The sequence below is a fragment of the Hymenobacter mucosus genome, assembly GCF_900188255.1.
In the GTDB taxonomy this organism is placed as follows: domain Bacteria; phylum Bacteroidota; class Bacteroidia; order Cytophagales; family Hymenobacteraceae; genus Hymenobacter; species Hymenobacter mucosus.
Genome location: NZ_FZNS01000004.1, coordinates 56,658 through 77,427 on the forward strand (window position 1 = coordinate 56,658; position 20,770 = coordinate 77,427).

The following is a 20,770-nucleotide window of genomic DNA, read 5'->3' on the forward strand; positions in this document are numbered from 1 at the left end:
GCATGTGTGCTGCCGAGCAACACCCAGCGGCTTTCGAGCGTACACGTGGCACATTCCAACCCCTACGTACTATGTCTTCTCTCATCGAAAAAGGCGTTTCCATTTCCAAAAACGCCCTGTTCAGTGTCTTCCTAAACCGCGCTGGCAAACTTCTCGGCCGCCCATTCAAGGTGGTCATGGTACTGAACGAAGTTGCTAACAAGCTAGCCAGCAAGGACAGCGGCGACAATAAGTTCAAGCAACTGTTTGACGTGGCCTTCACCGTAGTGCGCCTGGTGCGCAACTATATCAGCGGCAACTACCGCGAAATCGAAACCGGCACTATCGTATCGGCGCTGGGCGTGCTGCTTTACACCCTTTCGCCCGTAGATTTGGTACCCGACTTCATTCCCGTGGTTGGCTTCCTTGATGACCTGGCTTTGTTAAGCTGGTTTGTGGAGAAGTTCCAGGGTGAAATAGTGCGGTTCCGGGAGTGGGAGCAAACCCACGCCGAAGACAAAACCGACGATATTCCGGCCGCTAGTGGTCAGCCCGTTTACGCTGCTTCTAACACCAATACCGAAAACGCTCCCGCCGTGGCTGAAATGGGTCACTCCTAATCTGAGCTTTTTTCTTGGTAGCACGCACTGCTTGCTCCTGCTACTTCAGCGCCCGGCCCTACCAGCCGGGCGCTTTTGTTGGTAAGCCGGCGGCAAAAGCAGCCAGCACCGTATTTTTGCGTCTTCTTTTCCTTGCTGACCACCCAACAGCACCTTTCAGTACGCGTCTATGAATGTACGTTCCAGGCTGGCTTTGCTGGCTCTCACCCTCCTCTCGGTTCTGCCCCAGGCCCGCGCCGATGAAGGCATGTGGCTTCCCTTGCTGCTTAAGCAGCTGAATGAAGCCGACATGCAGAAAAAAGGCCTTAAGCTCACCGCCGAACAGATTTACTCAGTCAATCAGGGCAGCCTGAAGGATGCAGTAGTGCAGTTTGGCGGCGGCTGCACCGGCGAAATCATTTCTGATCAGGGCTTGCTGCTCACCAACCACCACTGTGGTTACAGCCAAATTCAGAGCCACTCTTCTGTTGAGAACGACTACCTCACCAAGGGGTATTGGGCCATGAGCCGCGACCAGGAGCTGCCCAACCAGGGCCTCACGGCTACGTTCATTGTGCGCATGGAAGATGTAACGGGGCAGGTATTGGCGGGCGTGCCCACTACCAATATTCTGGAAGCCGAGCGCGAAAAGCTGGTGCTGGCCAACAGCCAGCGCGTGGCGCAGGCGGCCGTGCAAGGCACGCACTACCAAGCCTTTGTGCGCCCCATGTTCAATGGCAACGAGTACTATATGTTTGTCACGGAGGTATTCCAGGATGTGCGCTTGGTAGGTGCGCCGCCGAGCAGCATTGGCAAGTTCGGGGGTGATACCGATAACTGGGCCTGGCCCCGCCATACCGGCGACTTTAGCATTTTCCGCATCTACGCTGGCCCCGATAATAAGCCAGCCCCTTACTCCGCGGCCAATAAGCCCTTTAAGCCCCGCCATCACCTACCCATTTCCTTGGCTGGCGTACAACCCGGCGACTTCACTTTGGTATTTGGGTTTCCGGGTCGCACCAACGAGTACCTCACTAGCTGGGGCGTTGATGAAACTTACTCCCTTTCTAATCCGGCCAAGATTAAAGTGCGCGATGCCAAGCTGCGCATTTTGGATGCCGATATGAAGGCCTCTGATAAGGTGCGCATTCAATACGCTGCCAAGTACGCCAGCATTGCTAACTACTGGAAAAAATGGATTGGTGAAACCCGCGGCCTCAAAAAGCTCGATGCCGTCCGGGTAAAGCAACAACAGGAAGTGCAGTTTCAGAAGTGGGCCGAAAGTGGCGATGAGGCCCGCCGTGCGGCGTACGCCGGCTTACTCACCCAGCTCCAGAAAAACTACACTGCGGCCCGCGACTACACGCTGGCCCGCGACTACGTAAGCGAAGCCGCCCTAGGCGTGGAACTGGTAAGCTACGCGAATAGCCTGGCCTCTCTAGTGGATATGGCTGACAACAAAGCTACTCCCGCTGAACTGGCCGCCGCCACCGAGAAGGCCATGAAGGGCTCCGTGGGCTTCTTCCGCAACTACAACGCCCCCACCGACCAGAAAGTGGCGGCGGCTTTACTCCCGCTCTATGCTTCGGGCACTCCTGCTGCCCTCCTCCCCGCCTACGTCAAGAACCTGCAGAAGCAATATGCTACTACCGGCTGGGCTGCCTACGCAGCTCAGCTCTACGGCAAGTCACGCCTGACGTCCCAAGAGTCGGCCTTTGCGGTGCTGGATGAGGTAGCCAAGGGCAACGTGCAGGCCCTGCGCCAAGACCCAGCCCTCCAACTTGCCCAAGCCATTGTGAGCACCTACCGCCAGCAGGTGCTCCCTACCTACAATGCGGCTACCGACAACATTGCCCTGCTGCAGCGCACCTATATGGCCGGCTTGCGGCAGCAGCAAACCGACCGCAAATTCTATCCCGATGCCAACCTGACCCTGCGTGTAGCCTACGGCCAGGTAGCTGGCTACGAGCCCGCCGACGGAACCAAATACGACTTCTACACTACCCTCGACGGTATTATGGAGAAGGCTGATCCTACCAACCCCGACTTTGAAGTGTCCGCCCGCCTCGCCGAGTTGTACCAAGCCAAAGACTACGGTCCCTATGCTTACAAAGGCAGCGTGCCCGTCGCCTTTATTGCTACAAACCACACCACCGGCGGCAACTCCGGTTCACCAGTTATTAATGGGCGCGGCGAACTGATCGGCACCAATTTCGACCGCAACTGGGAAGGCACCATGAGTGACATCATGTTCGACCCCGACCGGGTGCGCAACATTACCCTTGATGTGCGCTACATGCTCTTTGTAGTGGATAAGTATGCCGGCGCTGGCCATTTGGTAAAGGAGATGACTCTAGTAGGTGGACCAAACGACGCGAACCCAGCCAGCAAGAAAATGGAGAAATTGAAAGTAAAGCGCAAGCCGGTTAAGGAGAAAGCATAGCCTAGCACGCGCTTCTTTTTTGTTTAGAAAAAGCACCGCTTCTTCTGGAGGCGGTGCTTTTTGCGTAGGTTGGGGACATGGAGTTCAGTCGAGACTTTTTCTATCAGCTCCGCGACGTAGCAGCGCTGACCAACGGGAGCCGCACCCATCTGCGCTACTCCAAATCGGCACTGGAACTCCAGTATGAGTATCATACTAAAAAAGCCGTGAAAATCAGCCTACGCGAGCGGCTGCTGCTGCCGATGGTTCTTGTTGTTTTTGCGGTCCTTGCCTCCCAACTAACGTGGGCCGATACCGGCTTTGTAACGTGGTGTATTGGAATAGCTATCGTCTACACATTGGGAGCTTTTCGGAGCACGGTCCATCATTTTCTACCTGCCGGGGTAATAAACGTAACCTATGAAGCAGGTGGCGCCGCATTTCACTTTGAAACGGTGGTTCCCTTGGATGGACCGCCTCCGTCCATTGGGCCTATGCTCGCGCTGGCTGATATCCAGGCCGTGCGCGTCCGAACCATTTCCGACGGGGGCGAACATGACCCAGTGTATGGCGTTGTGGATATCCGTCGTGCCGTTACCGACCCCTGGGTGCTATTTGCGGAGTTGCCTACTCCAGCGGCCGCCTGGGAGCTAGAGCGCGCCCTTGTCCAGTTGGTGGGCCCTCTTGCTACTATTCCCAACACTAGTGCCGCGGCGTGGCTTGGTAAAGCTAGCCGCGTTGTTGCGCGCATCTATCAGCAGCTTCCTCATGTTAGAGTTCGTTTCCGCTAAATTTCTTCGGCGGCGTGTGGCCTCCTTCTTGCTCCTTGCAGGAACAGGACCATTATCCGTTTTGGCTCAGAATGCTCCCGCGGCTTCTACCGCATTACTGCTCCGCCCTGCCGCCGTGTTCGACGGGGAAACGCTGCACCAGGGCTGGGGCGTGTTGGTGGAGGGCGACAAAATTAAGGCGGCAGGACCGGCGGGGCAGTTAGCCGTTCCCGCTGGTGCCCGTACGCTGGAACTACCGGGCCTCACACTGCTGCCAGGGCTTATTGAGGGGCATTCTCACCTGCTGCTTCACCCGTACAACGAAGCTAGCTGGAACGACCAAGTACTACTAGAGTCGCAGGCTATGCGGGTGGCACGGGCTACCGCTCATGCCCGCGCTACTCTGGAAGCCGGTTTCACAACTGCCCGCGACCTAGGCACAGAAGGCGCCGATTACGCCGACGTAGGCCTGAAGCAAGCCATCGACCACGGTATTATTCCGGGGCCTCGCCTCTTGGTGGCTACCCGCGCCTTAGTGGCTACCGGAAGTTATGGACCCAAGCTGTCTGTGGATGTAGACGTGCCCCAGGGCGCTCAGGAAGCCGATGGCACCGATGGCATCATCCGGGCCGTGCGGGAGCCGATTGGCAAAGGTGCCGACATCATCAAAGTGTACGCCGACTACCGCTGGGGCGCCAATGAGCCCAGCCGTCCCACATTTTCACAGGAAGAACTAACCCTTATTGTGCAAACGGCCCGCAGCGCAGGCCGCCCGGTAGTGGCCCACGCCAGCACGCCGGAGGGCATGCGCCGGGCTACCCTCGCCGGCGTCCAAACCATTGAGCACGGCGACGCGGGCACGTCGGAAGTGTTCAAGCTGATGAAGCAGCGGGGCGTGGCCCTCTGCCCTACCGTGGCGGCTGGCGATGCTACCTCCCAGTACCGCGGCTGGCGCAAAGGCCAGGACCCCGAGCCCGAGCGTATTCGGCAGAAGCATGTGAGCATGAAAGCGGCCTTGCAAAGTGGGGTAGATGTGGCGGTAGGCGGTGACGTTGGCGTGTTTACTCACGGCGACAACTTGCGCGAGGCGGAGCAGCTAGTACAGGACTATGGCCTTCCAACGCTGCAAGTCCTGCGAGGCCTTACCAGTACCAATGCCCGCATTTTTCAACTACTCGATCGAGGCCGCGTTCAGCCGGGCTTACTCGCCGACCTCGTGGCCGTGGCCGGCGACCCCACCCAAGACATCAAGGCACTACGCCAGGTCCGGCTGGTAGTAAAAGGGGGTGTAGTTATTAAGCAGTAGCCGCATATAGCACGTCATTCTAACCCAAGTGCGGAACCTGAATGCCCTAAAAAGGCCAACTCGGGTTCCGCACTTGGGTTAGAAAAAAGTGAAGTAGCACTTAAGTGTAGGTGTGGGCAAAACTCTACGGGCGCTCTATACCCTGCTGTTGTAGCTGTTCAGCGTACTTATCATAAATCTCCCGCAAGTCTTGGCCGTGCTTGTCGGCGTCTACGCCGATGCTGACGTTGTTGGTGTGGAAGCGGTGAAGGTGGCTGATGTGCGGGCAAATAACGGGGAGGTGGCCAGCCAGCAAGAAGCGCACGTAAAGGTCAAGGTCCTCAGCCATTTTCAGCTCTTCATCATACCCCCCCACCTCATCAAAAAGCTGACGGCTGTAGCACACATTGCCTTGGATAAAGTGTTCGGCCCGGAAGATAGCGCGTAGCATATCGGCGGGGGTATCAAACATCCAGGCGTAATAATCTTCGCTGGGCAGGTAGCGGCGTTCCTCATCTACCCGCAGGAAGTCAGCCACAAACCAGGGCCGGTCGGGGTTCTGCTGGATTTGCGCCGCGTAGTGATAAAGGGCGCGCTGGAGCAGCACATCGTCGTCGTCGAGAGGTACCAGCCAGCCGTCGGCCGGAGAGTCTTGCCGAATGAGCAGGTTGCGGGCCGGGCCAGGAAGTAGCTTGGTTTGCTGGGGGCGCACCCGGAGCGGAATACCGGGCTGCTGCGACGCTTCGGCTAGCCACTGGGCGGTATTGTCGGTGGAACCGTTTTCGCAAATGAGGTGGTCGAAAGAGAAATCAATGGGGGCCGAAACGGTGGCCCGCACGCTGGCTACGGCCTCAGGCAGAAAGTCGCGGCGGTTGTAGGTCGGGGTGATGACGGAGAAATGCATGCCCTGTATTCCGTCTACGTGCTGAAAAAGTTGCGCCCGCACCGCAATACGCCAACTTTCGGTGCCTGGGCGGCGTTAGGGCGGTATCGACTCCTTTCCGCATATGGCCAAGTTTGTTGTGACGCTCCACCTTCCCGAGTCCTTCGACGAAGACTTCATTGCCCTTATCCCTCGTCACCGCGCCTTTATCAGTCGCCTCATCGAGGAAAACGTCATCGAATCCTACGCAATTAGCGCCGACCGCATCCGCGGATGGGTTACTATGAACGGCCAGAACGCAACCAACGTGCGCTCCATCGTTGAGCAGTTTCCGCTTTACCGCTTCCTGCGCAAGGTTGAAATTGACGAGCTGTTTGTCTTTGACAGTATTGCCAGCCGTTTTCCTCACATCAGCTTGAACTAGCACCACGCAGGCCGCCGTACCGGTGGCTATCTTCCCAGCCAGCAGGTATTTGCTTCGGCCCGGTTTCTGCTATGCTACGTCCAATTACTCTCCCACGCCTTCTTCTTATGCTGCACTTTCTACGGCTACCGGCTGCCGCGGCGGTAGCCTTGGCGGCAGTGGCCACTGCGCCCAAGCCCACTGAAAAGCTCACGACCGACCAGGTAATTTCTCGCCTGAGCGGAGCCATTGAAAATCTTAAGTCGTTGCGCTGCAATGTGCGCGCCCAGGAGCGGATTGCGGGGTCTTACCAACAGGCTCGTACGACGATGAAGATGTCGTTTAAGCCCTACAAAGTATACCTGCGCAACCAAAAAGGCATTGAGGTGCTGTGGGTGACGGGCCAAAACAACGGGGATGCGTGGGTGTACCCCAACAGTTTCCCCTACGTTACCCTCAGCCTTGACCCTAAGGGCAGCATCATGCGTAAAAGCCAGCACCACAGTGTGTTGGATGCGGGCTACGGCACTATTGCCGAAATGCTGCATGGTTCTGAGCAGCGCCTCGACCACAGTTTCGAAAAGAACTTTCGCTACACCGGCGACACCATTTTGGCGGGCCGAGCGGCCTACGTGCTGCGTACCGACTACCCTCAGTTTCGGTACGTGACCTACAAAACCACTAAGGCAGAGTCCGTAACGGCTATTTCCGATAAGTTTGGGTGCGGCGAGTACCGCATCCTGGAGCGTAATGATCTTGCTGCCGGCGCTATCGTGCCGGCGGGCCGTACGCTGCAGGTGCCCAATGCCTACGGACGGCGCGTTGTGTTGTGCGTAGATCAGAAAATGTTTCTACCCCTGGTTGTGCAAGTGCACGACGATAAAGGGCTGTTCGAGAAATTTGAGTTTAGCGACGTAGTGCCCAACCAGCCCATTCCCGCCCAGGAGTTCACCAAGGACTTTAAGGGATACAAGTTTTAGCTTGATACTACCTCATGAAAAACAGGGGGCTCCGCTGTAGCGGAGCCCCCTGTTTTTTTACTGATTACTACCGATAGGCCGGTAAGATTACGCATTACCAGACAGGATGGTACGCTGCCTATTTACCGCCGCATTGTTTTTTCAATTTCATCCCACATAGGGGCTGGAATGGCTTCGAGCTTGTTAAACTCGCCGGCCCCGTTTAGCCACTCTCCGCCGTCGAGAGTCACGACTTCGCCGTTCATGTAAGCCGCAAAGTCCGAGACCATGTAGGCGGCTAGGTTGGCTAATTCTTGGTGGTCGCCCACCCGCTTGAGGGGGACGCTAGCTGCCGGGTCGAGCTTGGAAGCCAGGGGCTCTGGAAACAAGCGGCTCCAGGCGCCCTCCGTAGGGAATGGGCCGGGAGCAATAGCATTAGACCGAATCCCGTATTTGGCCCACTCCACGGCCAAAGAGCGGGTAAGGGCCAGCACACCGGCTTTAGCCGCCGCCGAAGGCACCACGAAGGCCGAGCCCACAGAGGCATAGGTAGTCACGATGTTCAGGATGGTACCGGGCTTCTGCTCCGCAATCCAGCGCTTCCCGAAAGCTAGGGTGCAGTTGTAGGAGCCCTTCAGCACAATGTCCACAATCACGTCGAAGGCCTTATGACTCAGCCGCTCCGTGGGGCTGATGAAGTTACCGGCGGCATTGTTCAACAGCACGTCTACCCCGCCAAAGGAGTCAATGGTCTTTTGCAGCAGGTCCTCTACCTCGTTGTACTTGCGCACGTCGCACTGCACGGCTAAGATGCTCCCGCCGGTTTGCTGGCGCAACTCCTCCGCCGTTTTTTCCAGCACCTCCAGCTTGCGTGAGCTGATGACAACATTGGCGCCGAGTTGCAGGAAGTAGGTAGTCATGGCCCGGCCGAGGCCAGTGCCACCGCCCGTAACGACGATGGTTTTGCCTTGCAGGGCATTGTCGCGCAGCATGGGCTGCGCGTAGGGGTGCGAAGAAGCCATAGAAAACTTGGTGGGAAAGTGGAGAATGGAGAAATATAGCAGGTATTGCTACCACTGCTCAAATAAACCAGTTATTCAGCTAACACCGCCCGTAGCCCTACTAGCTGCCTGCTAGTTGCAGCCCGGCGCACTACCATCACCCCTTGGCCTGGTTGCGGAGGCCACTTTTTGCCTGTGCTCTACTCCGCCGTGATGAATAAAGTACGATCAGCAGCTTGCCTTTATTAGCGCCACAAAAACCGGAAAACCACACTCTGGACATTGGTTTCACCGAAGCCAGATAAAGCTTAATACTATTGATAATCAACTACTTTTAGACTTATTGAATTATAATCAATGTGCTTATACACCTCGCAAAAGCACCGACCTGGTTACCATGCAAAATCGGTAATAGCTTTAGGCCTGATGCAAAGTAAATTCTGGCTGCCTATACATTGGGGCACCTCGGCTTCCGAGGCGGCGACTTGCGCAGGAAAGATTTTTTGCCACCTTTACCCCCCACATGACCGACCCTACCTCTTCCTTTCTTCCTACAGTTGCCGTGCTGGGCTGCGGCTGGCTTGGGCTGCCCCTGGCCCGGGCCTTGGTTGCGGCGGGCTACTCCGTGCACGGCTCTACTACTACGCCTGGCCAGTTGCTCACCCTACGCCACGCCGGAATTTTACCTTACCTACTTCGGCTGAGCCCCACGCTGTCTACCATTGATGCCGACACCCTACACGCTCTTCTCCACGAGGTTGATATACTAGTGCTCAACGTGCCGCCCTCACGCGGGGCAGGCTCAGCCGACGCCTACCCGGCGGTGGTACAGATGGTAGCAAAAGCGGCGGCGCGGGCTCAGGTACAACATGTGCTATACGTCAGTTCTACGGGTGTGTATCCTGATAGGCCGGGGTCGTTGCGGGAGTCCGATGCCGTGGCATCGAGTGAGGCTACTACCCCCCTTCTGCGCGCCGAAGCCCTGTTTGCCAATTCCGAAAACACCATTGTGCGCTTGGCAGGGCTCATGGGGCCTGGTCGTGCGCCCGGCCGTTTTCTGGCGGGCCGCCAAGATGTGGCCCAAGGCGACGCACCCGTAAACCTCATTCACCTCGACGACTGCGTGGGTTTGCTCATGCAGATTATCGAGCAGGAAGTGTGGGGCCACACCTTTAATGCGTGTGCGAATAGCCATCCTCTACGGCGCGATTTTTACCCCCTGGCCGCGACGCATCTGGGCCTTCAGCCCCCTACGTTTCAGGCCAGTTCGGCCGGTGGCAAGCAAATAGATAGTAGTCAGGTGCGCCACGCCACGGGCTATGAGTTTCGGCACGATGATGTAGTGGCGGCGCTGGGGCACTGCTAGAATGCAACGCTTGCACGTTGAGCGGCCTCCAGGCGTTATCTTTGCGGTGTGAATTCTGATATGATGACGGTAGCCGTGTTGGGTGGCGGAGCAGCTGGCTTTTTTGGGGCTATTACCTGTGCTGAGTCTAACCCTCACTTGCGGGTAGTACTCCTGGAAAAAACCGGTAAACTGCTCAGCAAAGTGCGTATTTCGGGTGGGGGCCGCTGCAACGTGACCCACGCCGCCGACACGGCTGCTCAACTAGTGCAGCACTATCCGCGCGGCGCCAAGCAACTCAAGGAGCCCTTCAAGCAGTTCGGGGCCGTGGATACCGTGCGGTGGTTTGAGCGTCGGGGCGTACGCCTCAAGACCGAGCCAGACGGCCGCATGTTTCCTACCACCGACTCTTCAGAAACCATTGCGCAATGCCTGCTACAGGCCGCCCGGGTTGCTGGCGTTGAAGTACTAACCCAAACTACTGTCGAGCATATTGAGCCGCTGGCTGAGGGTGGCTTTCAACTAACACTTACCGGGGCCCACGCCCAAATCCTACCGGCTGCGAGAGTACTCATTGCCACCGGTGGGGCACCCAAATCAGAGCAGTATGAATGGTTGCGCCGGCTGGGGCATAGCGTGCAAGAGCCAGTGCCCAGCCTGTTCACGTTCAACGTACCGGAGTCGCCGCTGCGGGAGCTGCCGGGCGTGAGCGTGCCCCGCGCCCGCGTACGCGTGGCCGGTGAAAAGCTGGAGTATGAGGGTCCCATACTGGTAACACATTGGGGCGTAAGCGGACCAGCCGTGCTTAAGCTGTCGGCCTGGGGTGCGCGGCGCCTACACGAGTTACAGTACCAAAGCACCGCCCTCGTCAGTTGGATTCCTGACTACACAGAAGATACGCTGCGTCAGCAGTTTGCCGCGTTTCGTGAGCAGCACGGAAAGAAAGTGGTAACCACCAACCCACTCTTTGGCTTACCACAACGGCTGTGGCGCACTCTCTCGGAGCATGCTGGCATTGGCCCGGAAACCCGCTGGAATGAGCTACCCAGCAAACTACAGAACCGACTCATCGAGAACTTACTCCGCACTGCCTTGCCCGTGCGAGGCAAGACTACCTACAAGGACGAGTTTGTAACCTGCGGCGGTGTTGCACTGAGCGAAGTGAACATGCAAACCATGGAAAGCCGTCGTGTGCCGGGCCTGTATTTTGCGGGCGAAGTGCTTGACATTGACGGCATTACCGGCGGATTCAACTTCCAAGCAGCCTGGACTACCGGGTACTTAGCCGGACAGGCAATGGCAAAAGCAGCCTAACGTACACACTGTAACTACCCTAGCAGCTACCGAAGCCAATGCGGAGTGTTGCGCCACTGCTACCGAGTAGCGTGAATAGTAGGCGTGAGACCAGAATTCTCGCTTGCAAATTCGTGCTCTTTCCTGCTTACCAAGCCATCATCTGATGATCAAGCTTGAGGCAAGTTTCGCTTCCACTGAAACTTACCTGGGAGTTTACCAGTAAAGGAAACCATATTCTTTCTTTACTAAACACCAAAACGACTCTCCTCATGGACGCTAAGACTCTCCAAGCCGGCCTAAACGAACTACTCGAAACCCTGAAAGACGGCCAGCGTGGCTACACCGAAGCCCTGACCGACGTTGAGGACGCAGACCTGAAGCAGATCTTCAAGAAATACGCCGCCCAGCGTTCTGAATACATTACCGAACTAGAAGACCAGATGCACAAGCTCAACCTGCATCCAGAAGAAGAGTCTTCCATTACCGGTACCGTACACCGCGCTTTTATCAACCTGAAAGGCCTTGTGACTGGTAAAGACCGTCACAGCATTTTAGCAGAGTGCGAGCGTGGCGAAGACTACGCCAAAGGTGCCTATGAGAAAGCTCAAAAGCTAGAAGGCGTTCCTAGCGAGCTGAGCGCCCTAATCAGCAAGCAAGCTGCCGGCGTGAAGCAAGGACACGACGAGATCCGCAATCTGCGTGACGCTTCGAAGTAAGATTCCGGCAAGGTGACAGTACGCAAGCAACTACTTTCGCCCTCACTATCTTACTATCAAATAATTGGTAAATAAAAAAGGCCACTCCAAGGAGTGGCCTTTTTTATTGGTATACCTTGTCGTATCCGGCAGAATATTCCACCGGATACGAAAGGTCAGCTGTTTACTATTCGTCGAAGTCGTTGTTGTCGCGCTTGCCTTTATAGCCACCGCCGTAGCTACCACCACGGTTACCACCGAAGCCACCTTCGCGGCGCTCACCACCGCCGTAGGTGCCACCACCGCGACGCTCACCGCCACCGTAGGAGCCACCGCCCCGATTGCCACCGAAGCCGCCTTCCCGACGCTCGCCACCACCGTAGGAGCTACCGCCCCGACGGTCGCCACCACCGTAGCTACCGCCACCGCGACGGTCGCCACCGAAGCCGCCTTCCCGACGCTCACCGCCGAAACCACCTGGGCCACGACGTGGACGGTCACCACCAAAGCGGTTGCCACCTTCCTGTTGAGCATCACCTTCTTGGCGAGGAGTAGCAATGTTGAAGGCCACTGGGCGACCTTGGATAGTGCTACGTCCCAACTGAGCAATTACTTCCTCTACAAACTCGTTCGGTATTTCTACAAAGCTGAACTTATCGTAGAGGGCAATGTCACCTACTTTACCAGCGGTCAGGCTCGTGTTTTCAGCAATCAGGTCTACGATGTCGCGGGGGTGCAAGCGGTCCTTCTTGCCCATGGTTACGAACAAGCGCGTGAAGCCAGCCCGGGCGGCGCCCTGGGTGCGGCTAGCATCCAGGCTTTCCTGGGCGCGCTTGTCTTCCTTCATGGTCATCTTGAGCAGCGCCGCCGCCACATCCAGAGACGTGATGCCATCCTCCTGGTCCTGGTCGATCAGGCGCTGCACACGAGCTACGTATTTGTCTAGGTTACCCTTTTCAATTACCTCCTTAATGGAGTTAAGCATCAGTGTGGTTTTCACCTCCGACACATCCTCGAAGGAGGGTACGCGCTCCTGCTTGATGGTAGCCTTGGTAAAGCGCATGATGTCGCGCAGCTTGTAAATGTCGCGGCCGCTCACGAAGGTGAAGGCCTTACCCAACTTACCAGCGCGGCCCGTACGGCCAATGCGGTGTACATAGTACTCTTCGTCGGCGGGCAGGTCGTAGTTTACTACCACTTCCACGTTATCCACGTCGATACCACGAGCGGCTACATCAGTAGCAACCAGGATTTCCAGCGTGCCCTTGCGGAATTTGTCGAGTGTGTTCTGACGCTGCTGCTGGCCCATGTCGCCATGCAGACCCTCAGCGAAGTAGCCTTTGGCTTGCAAGTCACCCACAATCTCGTCTACCATGCGCTTCGTGTTAGCGAAGACAATACCCGACTTGATATTGTACATGTCGATCAGGCGCGTGAGCACGTCCTTTTTCTGCGGACCACGTACTTCGAAGTAGCTCTGCTCGATGTTGGTAACCGTCATTTCCTGATGGTTTACCTTCACGATCTGCGGGTCTTTCTGGTAGCGCTTGGTCATGTCCATGATCGGCTTGCTCATAGTAGCCGAGAAGAATACCGTCTGGCGGTCTTCAGGCATTTTCTTGAGCACCGTCTCAATGTCGTCGCGGAAGCCCATGTCGAGCATTTCGTCGGCCTCATCGAGAATGATCATCTTGCACGCATCAAGCTTCAGGGTACCGCGCTCGATGTGGTCCATTACGCGGCCTGGGGTGCCAATTACGATCTGCACGCCGCGCTCCAGAGCCCGGAACTGACGGTCGTAGCTGGATCCACCGTAGATAGGAACTACGGCCAAACCACGCTTGTATTTGCCAAGTTTTTGGATTTCGCCGGATACCTGCACGGCTAGTTCGCGGGTGGGGCAGAGCACAATGGCTTGCACCTCGCGGGAATCGGTATCAATGCGCTCAATTGCAGGAATGGAGAAGGCAGCCGTTTTGCCGGTACCCGTCTGGGCCTGGCCAATCACGTCGCGGCCTTCCAGCAGAACTGGAATTGCGTTGGCCTGAATGGGCGATGCTTCTTCGTAACCTACTTCTGCAATGGCACGCTGCATTTCTTCAGAAAGCGTCAGCTCACTGAACTTCATTTTTTCCGTTTCTTTTTCCATGTCAATGTTGATGGAGTGGAGACAATAGCTCTGAAAACAGCGGATTCAGCGACGCTCTTCTCTTCCACTCAACACAACGACAAGTGACGGAAGCAACGGACGGAAGACAAAGCCGGCCCAACAGGTTTTTTTAAGGCAGCTCACAAGCTGCGCGGAACGTGGCCGTTCTCAAATGCGGCTGCAAAGGTAGAAAAAATATATCAAATTAGCCAGGACAGCAACAATAAAAGCCAACTAAATCTCTACATATCTTATTTGACAACCATGCTCCCTCACTGAAGTACCTGATGGTAAGGTTAGTGCCCACGCGCTGTCTTGTGTATTTGACTAATACTATGCGCGGGACTACCGGACGAGTTGGCGTAGACTGCATAAAAGCAAAAAAGCAGGCCCTTGAGGAGCCTGCTTTTCGATGTATCCGGAAGGGGAAACGGACTAAGCCAGCTTCACTTTCACAGCATTCAGGCCCTTACGGCCTTGAGCGATGTCAAATTGCACCTTGTCGTTGTCGCGGATCTCGTCGATGCACTCGGTTACGTGCACGAAGATATCCTCGCCGGTTTCGTCTACTTTGATGAAGCCAAAACCTTTGGTCTCGTTGAAGAATTTTACAGTTCCTGTCTGCATGGTACTTGTGTGATGGATGATTTTTTAAGGAAAGCAGCACTCAACTCTGCTTTCCCTCCTCACGGTAAGTACTCAACAGGCCTGCGTAAACCACATTCTTTAAACTGCCTCAAAGATACACCTATATTTAAGATTCACAGTATCCCAGTGCAAAACCGACCATATTTTGTACCACACTCGCCCAGCTAAACCGGCGTTTCCACCGTTTCTTTGCCCGCCTTTCCCGCTTCCACCCTCTCGCTCTTGCGCATGGATACGCCCATTCAGCCCGCTTTTCGCTTCTCTCGCCAGATCATTGTGCAGCCGCACGACATCGATGAACTAGACCATGCCAACAACGTGCAATACGTGCGCTGGGTACAGGATACGGCTGGCGAACACTGGCTTACAGCGTACCCGCCCGGTGAGCGGGAGCACTACATTTGGGTGGTGCGCGAGCATCGCATTCAGTACCGCCACCCGGCCCTGCTGGGAGAACAACTCCGGTGCACTACGTGGATTGGGGAGGTGCGCGGGGCCCAATGTCAGCGCTTTGTGCACATTGAGCGCGCCACCGACAACAAGCTGCTGTGCGAAGCCGAAACGCAATGGGTACTATTGGACCCGCACTCCAAGCGCCCCATGCGCATAGAGCCGGAAGTAGTGACGCGGCTATGGCGCCCCGTAGGATAAGCAGCGCTTATGGCGCTGTCTTTTCCCATACATGCTTTCTTAGACCGCGCTTCCATAAGCGGTGGCACCTTCAGTCAGTAGTTGCTGTAGGTATAGTACCTGGGTTGTCTTCTCAGGGTAGTACCCTTATTCTTGCTTACCCTTCCGTTCAATGCCCGCCACCTTTCGCATTTATTCTTCTTCCGCCGGCTCCGGCAAAACCTACCAGCTAACCAAGGAATACTTGAAACTGGCCCTGGGCACCGACGACGCGGCTTACTTTAAGCGCGTGCTTGCCATCACGTTTACCAACGACGCGGCGGGCGAAATGAAGGAGCGTATCATTAGCGCACTACGCCGCTTTGCTACCCCCCACGACGAGCAACCGGATAGCCTACTGGCGGAAATTGCGGCTGAGCTATCCCGGGAGGGGCTACTAGCCGGGCTGCCCACTCCAGAAGAGCAACAGCAGGAGCTACGACGCCGAGCAGCGCGCACGTTTCGGCTGGTGCTGTACCATTACGCCGACTTTGCAGTCAGCACCATCGACTCTTTCGTGCAACGCATTGTTACGGCTTTTACCCGCGAATTGGGGCTACCCGCTACGTTTGAGGTAGAGCTGGATAGCGCTACTGTGCTGCAAAATGCGGTGGCCCTGCTGCTAGACCGCGTAAACCGGGACCCTAACGCCAAGCTTTTATCTCGCACTATCTCGGACTTTGCGCTGAACAAGGCCGATGAGGGACGCAGCTGGAACAACCTTCCCGCCGAGTTGGTAGACTTCGGGCAGTTTCTGCTTAGTGAGCCTGTGCACGAGGCTGTGGTTCAATTGCAAAAGCTTAGCATGCAGGACTACCGCCGCCTGCACGAGTCGTTGCGGCAGCGCAAGCAGGAAATTGAGGCTGCTTTTCAGGAGGTAGCAGCCGTAGCCTTAGAGGCCGTAGCCCTGGCTGACGTCACCGACGCGGACTTGTATCAAGGCAAAAATGGCATTTTGGGTTACGTTACGAAATGGGAAGAGCGGTTGCAACCCGATAAAGAAGCCAATAGCTACGTGCGCGCCACCGTGGAGCAGGAGAAGTGGTACAGCGGCAAGGTAAAATCAGCGGCCGATAAGGCGCGGGTAGATGGGGCCAAACCGGCATTACTATCAGCCTATGAACTTCTGGAAAAGATGCGCGCCACCCTCCTGCCCGACTACCTGCTGGTGACGGGTATGCTCCCTTACCTATTTCAGGTGAGCTTGCTAAGTGAGCTGAGCAAATCTGTAGATCAGCTAAGCCGGGAACGAGGGGTAGTGCTGATTGCGGAGTTTAACCGCCGGATTGCCCAAATTGTGCTACGCGAGCCGGTGCCCTTCCTCTACGAGCGCATGGGCGAGCGGTACCAGCATCTGCTCATCGACGAGTTTCAGGACACCTCGGTATTGCAGTGGAATAACTTACTGCCGCTAGTAGAAAACGCCGTTTCGACGGGCAACCTGAGCCTAGCCGTGGGCGATGCCAAGCAGGCCATCTACCGCTGGCGCGGAGGCGAAATGGAGCAAATTCTTCGCCTCCACCATAAACAAACCGAACACCTCTACGGTAACGTGGCCGACGACGAGTTGCGGGACCTGCTAGCGGGCCGCTACTACACACTCGACCAGACGTTGGAGCCTGCTAACCTGAACGACAACTACCGGTCGGCGTCAGAAATCATTGACTTCAACAACACGTTTTTCGCGCACGTAAGCCGCACGCACGCCAGCTTGCCCTTGGTGCAAAGTATTTACGACGAGGGGTTTACTCAAACCCTGCCGCCTACCCGGCAAGGAGCCGCGGCGGGCCACGTGGAGCTGCTGTTTACCGACGATAATGCCCCGGCCTACCGCTATGATCCAACGACGGGAGCTTACACCACGGACGTTCTACCGGGGCACGCCCCCGGCCAAGCCCTCGACTACCAGGAAAGCACGCTTTACCTTACGCTTCAGCTCATAGAGCAGGCCATACTAGACGGCTACCGCCTAGAAGACATTGCCGTGCTTTGCCGCCGCCGCGACCAAAGCCGCCGGGTTGCGAAATTCCTGAAGGAGCGTGGGTTCGATATTATCTCGGCCGATTCGTTGTCGCTGGAATTTGCGGAGGTAGTAAACCTACTGGTAGCCCTGTTTCGGGTGCTGAACCAACCTGCCGACACCCTAGCCCGGGCCGAAGCTCTCCTACTAACTGAGCGCGTGGTGCGCGGCCAAGACCCTACCCCCGAACGGGCCCGGCACTGGGCGGAGCTAGCCAATGAGGAGTCAGCGCTGCCGTTCTTCGATGAGTTGCGGGCCTTGGGGTACGACGTGCGGGAGCGAGAAACGGGCAATCTAGGTCTGTATGAGTTGACGGAACGCCTCATCGGGCTATTTGGCCTGCTGGACCGCGCCGCGGAGCGCGACTACCTATTTCGCTTCCTAGACCTGACCTTGGAATACAGCCTGCGCTACGGTAACAACCTTAACAACTTTCTGGCCTATTGGGACCAGAAGAAAAGCAATTTGAGCATCAATGCGCCCGCCGGGCGCGACGCCATTACTATTACCACGGTGCATAAGGCCAAAGGGCTAGCCTACGGGGTAGTGCTAGTACCTTTCGCCGATTGGCCCCTCACCCCCTACCGGGGTACCCTGCTGTGGGGCCAACTGCCGCACGAGCAGGACAAGCCCGTGACCGAAATGCCCGCCGTGGCCGTGCTACCCCAAACCCAGGCCCTGCTCCACACGCCTCTTTCGGAGCAGTACACCGAGGAGCTGGAAAAAACCTTTCTCGAAGGTCTCAATATGCTGTACGTAGCCTTTACCCGGCCCCGCCATCGCCTGTACGTTATCAGTCGGCGGGCCAAGCCGACGAAGGCGGGGAAAGACGGTGAGGCGGCTACCGCCACGGAGCCGGCCAAAACCGTAGCCGAACTGCTGCACCACTACTTGCTGGATACTGGGCAGTGGCAAGACGAGCAACTAGCCTATTTGCTGGCGGATGCGCACGGTACCGTGCCGGGAGCTAAGCCAGACAAGCCAGCCGCTACCCACGACCTACCCCTAACCAACCTTACCAGCACGCCGTGGGAAGAACGCTTGCGCCTGAAGCGCCACGCCAACACAGTTTTTGACTTCGACGATCAGCAGGAGCAGCGCGAGTGGAACCGCAAGCTCCACTACGCCCTGCGCCGCGTGAAACTAGCCACCGACACCGGCCGCGTGGCCGCCCAGCTAGTAGCCGAGGGGCTAGTGAGCACCAAAGAGCGCCCGGAGTTGCTCCAAAAGCTGCACGAAGTAACCGAACACTCCCAAATGGCGCATTATTTCAGCGAGCAGGTACAGGCCGAGGCCGAACGCGAAATTTTGGTGGGTGGTACCCGTAAGCAGGATTACAAGCCCGACCGCATCGTGTTTGAGTCGGCGCCGGGTGGAGTAGGCCGACGCGTTACGCTCATCGACTTCAAGGTGCCCCCACCCGAGCCCCGCCATCGTCAGACCTTGCAGCGCTACGGCGAACTATTTCGACAGCTAGGCTTTGCGGAAGTACACTGCGTGCTTTACTACTTCGACACGCAAGAGGTAATCATCTTTTAATAAACAAAAGAAAAGCCTTCACGGCCGTAAAATCTGTGCGAGCGGCGGGTACCGGGAGCAGCGGGCAGCTTGGCAACGCGTGCTAGCTAGCGGCGCTGTAGTAGCTTTGTGCTAGGCCACCCTGGCCGTATGCCTACTCTCCCTTTCTCTGTGCTTATGGCTGCTCCTCGCAAAGCTGCGCTTGGTTTCATTTTCCTGACTCTGCTGCTGGACGTAACGGGCATTGGCATCATCATACCCGTCATTCCAGCCCTTATCCGCCACCTCACGGGGGGGTCAGTCAGCGACGCGGCACGAGTGGGCGGCTGGCTGGTGTTTGCCTTCGCCGTGATGCAGTTTCTGTTTTCTCCGGTGCTGGGCAACCTTTCCGACCGATACGGGCGGCGGCCAGTTTTGCTGCTGTCGTTGCTGGGGTTTGGGCTCGACTACCTACTAGTGGCCTACGCGCCCAACATTGGGTGGCTGTTTGCCGGGCGTTTAATTGCGGGCGTCATGGGAGCTAGCTTCACCACGGCTTCTGCCTACATTGCCGACATCTCAACCCCGGAAGACCGGGCCCAAAACTTTGGGATGATTGGGGCCGCTTTCGGGCTGGGCTTCATTCTGGGGCCCTTTCTGGGCGGCTTTTTGGGCAAATACGGGCACCAAGTGCCGTTCCTGGCTTCGGCTGCCCTCACCTTTCTTAATGTGGCTTACGGGTATTTTGTACTGCCTGAGTCGTTGCCAGTAGAAAAGCGGCGTCCGTTTGAATGGGCGCGGGCCAACCCTATTGGCTCTCTAAAAATGCTGCGCCGCTACCCCGTCATCACGGGTTTGGTAGCCTCTCTGCTGTTCACCTACGTAGCAGCCCACGCTACGCAGTCTACTTGGTCGTACTACGTCATCGAGAAGTTCAAGTGGAATGAGGCGTGGGTTGGCTACTCCCTGGGCGCGCTAGGCCTGTTGGTCGCCATCGTGCAAGGCCTGCTGATTCGGCGCATTAATCCCTTTTTAGGGGCCAAACGCTCGGTGTATCTGGGACTATTATTGTATGCCGTGGGGTTTGTGCTGTTTGCCTTCGCCTCGGAAGGATGGATGATGTTTGCGTTTCTGGTACCTTACTGCTTAGGCGGCATTGCAGGACCCGCGCTTCAGGGCATCATTTCCGGGCAGGTTCCTCCCACCGAACAAGGCGAATTGCAGGGTGCTCTCACTAGTCTTATGAGCCTCACGTCTATCGTTGGCCCACCGCTCATGACTAATCTGTTCTCGTACTACACCAGTCCGGGCGCGCCCGTGTATTTTCCTGGTGCGCCCTTCCTGTTAGGCGCCGTTCTTATTCTTATCAGCCTGCTGTTGCTGTCCCGGTCGCTAGCATCCTACACCGCCCCAGCACCCGCAGAAACCCCGGCTGAGCCCCTATCAAGCATTGGGCATTGAGTTGCGTTCTACGTTCAGGACAACATATCCTCACCCCCTATTCACCCACGAAAAAGCCCACACCTCTGGAGGCGTGGGCTTTTTCGTGGGTGAATAGGGGATGCCCAAAAGGCTTATCGGCGTCCCAACAAGTTCTTTATGCCCTTGATAGCCTCGGGCATTGCCAGCGCCAACGACGCCACAGAGGCCACGCTTGCTACCTGGCAGTAGAAGCACAAAGCCTTATTTTCTTTCCACTCTTCCTGGCCCAACTTAATGGTTGTCAAGGTGTCGAAGAGCGTTTTCACGCCCATAGCCACGGGTAGGGCAGGTTGCTTGCTGGCGCGGTGCAAGCCGCCCGCTCCCGCTAAGCAGGCCGTGAGGCCATAGGTTACAATCATGGGGAGGGCATCGGGGGTATCGAGCCGCTTATAGCCGTAGTCGGAGGCGTCTACCTTGTCCGAATCGAACGGCCCAATGGGGGGGTCGGGCAGGTGGTGAATGATGCCGGTTTGATAGAGGCTTACTATCTGGCCGGCAGCCACGCCGAGCAGGGAGAGGCCAATAATCCAGCGGCGGCGCTTGAGGTCAGCGCTTTTGCCATGTCGAAGTTCAAGGCTTAGTTGGGTAGGATCCATCGTAAAAATGCGGTACAAGTGTAGTGCTCATTCCGCCTACGAGAATCTGCGGGGCCAGGGTTCCGGTGGCGC

The 20,770-nt window shown here is 56.8% G+C and carries 16 protein-coding genes and 1 pseudogene; 12 read left to right on the top strand and 5 right to left on the bottom strand.

The window, feature by feature from the left end:
• Positions 1 to 326: 326 nt before the first annotated feature.
• The 4 genes and pseudogenes from CHB83_RS24380 to CHB83_RS10315 form a co-directional block, all read left to right on the top strand.
• Positions 327 to 425, top strand: a pseudogene (locus tag CHB83_RS24380) (YkvA family protein); the annotation flags it as partial.
• A 343-nt stretch (positions 426 to 768) separates the two neighbouring features.
• Complete coding sequence (locus CHB83_RS10305) at positions 769 to 3,021, top strand: S46 family peptidase (RefSeq protein ID WP_089332585.1); 2,253 nt, start codon at positions 769 to 771, stop codon at positions 3,019 to 3,021.
• A 77-nt stretch (positions 3,022 to 3,098) separates the two neighbouring features.
• Positions 3,099 to 3,791, top strand: a complete 693-nt coding sequence (locus tag CHB83_RS10310) for a hypothetical protein (protein WP_089332586.1) — start codon at positions 3,099 to 3,101, stop codon at positions 3,789 to 3,791.
• Positions 3,769 to 5,076: a metal-dependent hydrolase family protein gene (locus CHB83_RS10315; protein WP_089332587.1), complete on the top strand. Its 1,308-nt coding sequence runs from the start codon at positions 3,769 to 3,771 to the stop codon at positions 5,074 to 5,076. The genes CHB83_RS10310 and CHB83_RS10315 overlap by 23 nt, the downstream gene beginning before the upstream one ends.
• A gap of 124 nt (positions 5,077 to 5,200) precedes the next feature.
• Here CHB83_RS10315 and CHB83_RS10320 read toward each other — a convergent pair whose 3' ends face one another.
• Positions 5,201 to 5,959 carry a glycosyltransferase family 2 protein gene (locus CHB83_RS10320; RefSeq protein ID WP_045690305.1) on the bottom strand — a complete coding sequence of 253 codons (759 nt, stop codon included), beginning with the start codon at positions 5,957 to 5,959 and terminating at the stop codon, positions 5,201 to 5,203.
• A gap of 103 nt (positions 5,960 to 6,062) precedes the next feature.
• On the opposite strand from CHB83_RS10320, the gene CHB83_RS10325 reads away from it, so the two are divergent.
• Both CHB83_RS10325 and CHB83_RS10330 read left to right on the top strand, forming a co-directional pair.
• Positions 6,063 to 6,362, top strand: a complete 300-nt coding sequence (locus CHB83_RS10325; protein WP_045690304.1) for a hypothetical protein — start codon at positions 6,063 to 6,065, stop codon at positions 6,360 to 6,362.
• Between the two features lie 107 nt (positions 6,363 to 6,469).
• Positions 6,470 to 7,321, top strand: coding sequence for a LysM peptidoglycan-binding domain-containing protein (locus tag CHB83_RS10330; protein WP_055562669.1), 852 nt, complete (start codon positions 6,470 to 6,472; stop codon positions 7,319 to 7,321).
• A gap of 122 nt (positions 7,322 to 7,443) precedes the next feature.
• Here the strand turns inward: CHB83_RS10330 and CHB83_RS10335 are convergent, their stop codons facing one another.
• The gene (locus CHB83_RS10335) at positions 7,444 to 8,322 is read right to left on the bottom strand and encodes an SDR family oxidoreductase (protein ID WP_045690301.1); all 879 of its coding nucleotides are present in this window, start codon (positions 8,320 to 8,322) and stop codon (positions 7,444 to 7,446) included.
• Between the two features lie 502 nt (positions 8,323 to 8,824).
• On the opposite strand from CHB83_RS10335, the gene CHB83_RS10340 reads away from it, so the two are divergent.
• From CHB83_RS10340 to CHB83_RS10350, 3 genes are all read left to right on the top strand, one after another.
• Positions 8,825 to 9,667 carry an SDR family oxidoreductase gene (locus CHB83_RS10340; RefSeq protein ID WP_089332588.1) on the top strand — a complete coding sequence of 281 codons (843 nt, stop codon included), beginning with the start codon at positions 8,825 to 8,827 and terminating at the stop codon, positions 9,665 to 9,667.
• 63 nt (positions 9,668 to 9,730) lie between these two features.
• Complete coding sequence (locus CHB83_RS10345) at positions 9,731 to 10,960, top strand: BaiN/RdsA family NAD(P)/FAD-dependent oxidoreductase (protein WP_089332589.1); 1,230 nt, start codon at positions 9,731 to 9,733, stop codon at positions 10,958 to 10,960.
• 251 nt (positions 10,961 to 11,211) lie between these two features.
• The gene (locus tag CHB83_RS10350) at positions 11,212 to 11,658 is read left to right on the top strand and encodes a PA2169 family four-helix-bundle protein (RefSeq protein WP_045690299.1); all 447 of its coding nucleotides are present in this window, start codon (positions 11,212 to 11,214) and stop codon (positions 11,656 to 11,658) included.
• A 166-nt stretch (positions 11,659 to 11,824) separates the two neighbouring features.
• Here CHB83_RS10350 and CHB83_RS10355 read toward each other — a convergent pair whose 3' ends face one another.
• Both CHB83_RS10355 and CHB83_RS10360 read right to left on the bottom strand, forming a co-directional pair.
• The gene (locus CHB83_RS10355; protein ID WP_089332590.1) at positions 11,825 to 13,786 is read right to left on the bottom strand and encodes a DEAD/DEAH box helicase; all 1,962 of its coding nucleotides are present in this window, start codon (positions 13,784 to 13,786) and stop codon (positions 11,825 to 11,827) included.
• A 435-nt stretch (positions 13,787 to 14,221) separates the two neighbouring features.
• Positions 14,222 to 14,413: a cold-shock protein gene (locus CHB83_RS10360; RefSeq protein ID WP_045690297.1), complete on the bottom strand. Its 192-nt coding sequence runs from the start codon at positions 14,411 to 14,413 to the stop codon at positions 14,222 to 14,224.
• A gap of 249 nt (positions 14,414 to 14,662) precedes the next feature.
• Between CHB83_RS10360 and CHB83_RS10365 the strand changes: the two genes are divergently transcribed.
• From CHB83_RS10365 to CHB83_RS10375, 3 genes are all read left to right on the top strand, one after another.
• The gene (locus CHB83_RS10365; RefSeq protein ID WP_045690306.1) at positions 14,663 to 15,085 is read left to right on the top strand and encodes an acyl-CoA thioesterase; all 423 of its coding nucleotides are present in this window, start codon (positions 14,663 to 14,665) and stop codon (positions 15,083 to 15,085) included.
• 151 nt (positions 15,086 to 15,236) lie between these two features.
• Entirely contained in the window at positions 15,237 to 18,662 is a 3,426-nt protein-coding gene (locus CHB83_RS10370) for a UvrD-helicase domain-containing protein (RefSeq protein WP_089332591.1), read from the top strand.
• A gap of 156 nt (positions 18,663 to 18,818) precedes the next feature.
• Positions 18,819 to 20,081, top strand: a complete 1,263-nt coding sequence (locus tag CHB83_RS10375; protein WP_089332592.1) for a TCR/Tet family MFS transporter — start codon at positions 18,819 to 18,821, stop codon at positions 20,079 to 20,081.
• A gap of 113 nt (positions 20,082 to 20,194) precedes the next feature.
• Here the strand turns inward: CHB83_RS10375 and CHB83_RS10380 are convergent, their stop codons facing one another.
• A complete protein-coding gene (locus tag CHB83_RS10380) occupies positions 20,195 to 20,698 on the bottom strand; it encodes a vitamin K epoxide reductase family protein (RefSeq protein WP_045690168.1) in 504 nt (167 codons plus the stop codon).
• Between the last annotated feature and the right edge of the window lie 72 nt (positions 20,699 to 20,770).

Bases quoted from the DNA above. Each gene is read 5' to 3' on its own strand.
- CHB83_RS10305 (WP_089332585.1), top strand. From the start codon at position 769: ATGAATGTACGTTCCAGGCTGGCTTTGCTGGCTCTCACCCTCCTCTCG.
- CHB83_RS10310 (WP_089332586.1), top strand. From the start codon at position 3,099: ATGGAGTTCAGTCGAGACTTTTTCTATCAGCTCCGCGACGTAGCAGCG.
- CHB83_RS10315 (WP_089332587.1), top strand. From the start codon at position 3,769: ATGTTAGAGTTCGTTTCCGCTAAATTTCTTCGGCGGCGTGTGGCCTCC.
- CHB83_RS10320 (WP_045690305.1), bottom strand. From the start codon at position 5,959: ATGCATTTCTCCGTCATCACCCCGACCTACAACCGCCGCGACTTTCTG.
- CHB83_RS10325 (WP_045690304.1), top strand. From the start codon at position 6,063: ATGGCCAAGTTTGTTGTGACGCTCCACCTTCCCGAGTCCTTCGACGAA.
- CHB83_RS10330 (WP_055562669.1), top strand. From the start codon at position 6,470: ATGCTGCACTTTCTACGGCTACCGGCTGCCGCGGCGGTAGCCTTGGCG.
- CHB83_RS10335 (WP_045690301.1), bottom strand. From the start codon at position 8,322: ATGGCTTCTTCGCACCCCTACGCGCAGCCCATGCTGCGCGACAATGCC.
- CHB83_RS10340 (WP_089332588.1), top strand. From the start codon at position 8,825: ATGACCGACCCTACCTCTTCCTTTCTTCCTACAGTTGCCGTGCTGGGC.
- CHB83_RS10345 (WP_089332589.1), top strand. From the start codon at position 9,731: ATGACGGTAGCCGTGTTGGGTGGCGGAGCAGCTGGCTTTTTTGGGGCT.
- CHB83_RS10350 (WP_045690299.1), top strand. From the start codon at position 11,212: ATGGACGCTAAGACTCTCCAAGCCGGCCTAAACGAACTACTCGAAACC.
- CHB83_RS10355 (WP_089332590.1), bottom strand. From the start codon at position 13,786: ATGGAAAAAGAAACGGAAAAAATGAAGTTCAGTGAGCTGACGCTTTCT.
- CHB83_RS10360 (WP_045690297.1), bottom strand. From the start codon at position 14,413: ATGCAGACAGGAACTGTAAAATTCTTCAACGAGACCAAAGGTTTTGGC.
- CHB83_RS10365 (WP_045690306.1), top strand. From the start codon at position 14,663: ATGGATACGCCCATTCAGCCCGCTTTTCGCTTCTCTCGCCAGATCATT.
- CHB83_RS10370 (WP_089332591.1), top strand. From the start codon at position 15,237: ATGCCCGCCACCTTTCGCATTTATTCTTCTTCCGCCGGCTCCGGCAAA.
- CHB83_RS10375 (WP_089332592.1), top strand. From the start codon at position 18,819: ATGGCTGCTCCTCGCAAAGCTGCGCTTGGTTTCATTTTCCTGACTCTG.
- CHB83_RS10380 (WP_045690168.1), bottom strand. From the start codon at position 20,698: ATGGATCCTACCCAACTAAGCCTTGAACTTCGACATGGCAAAAGCGCT.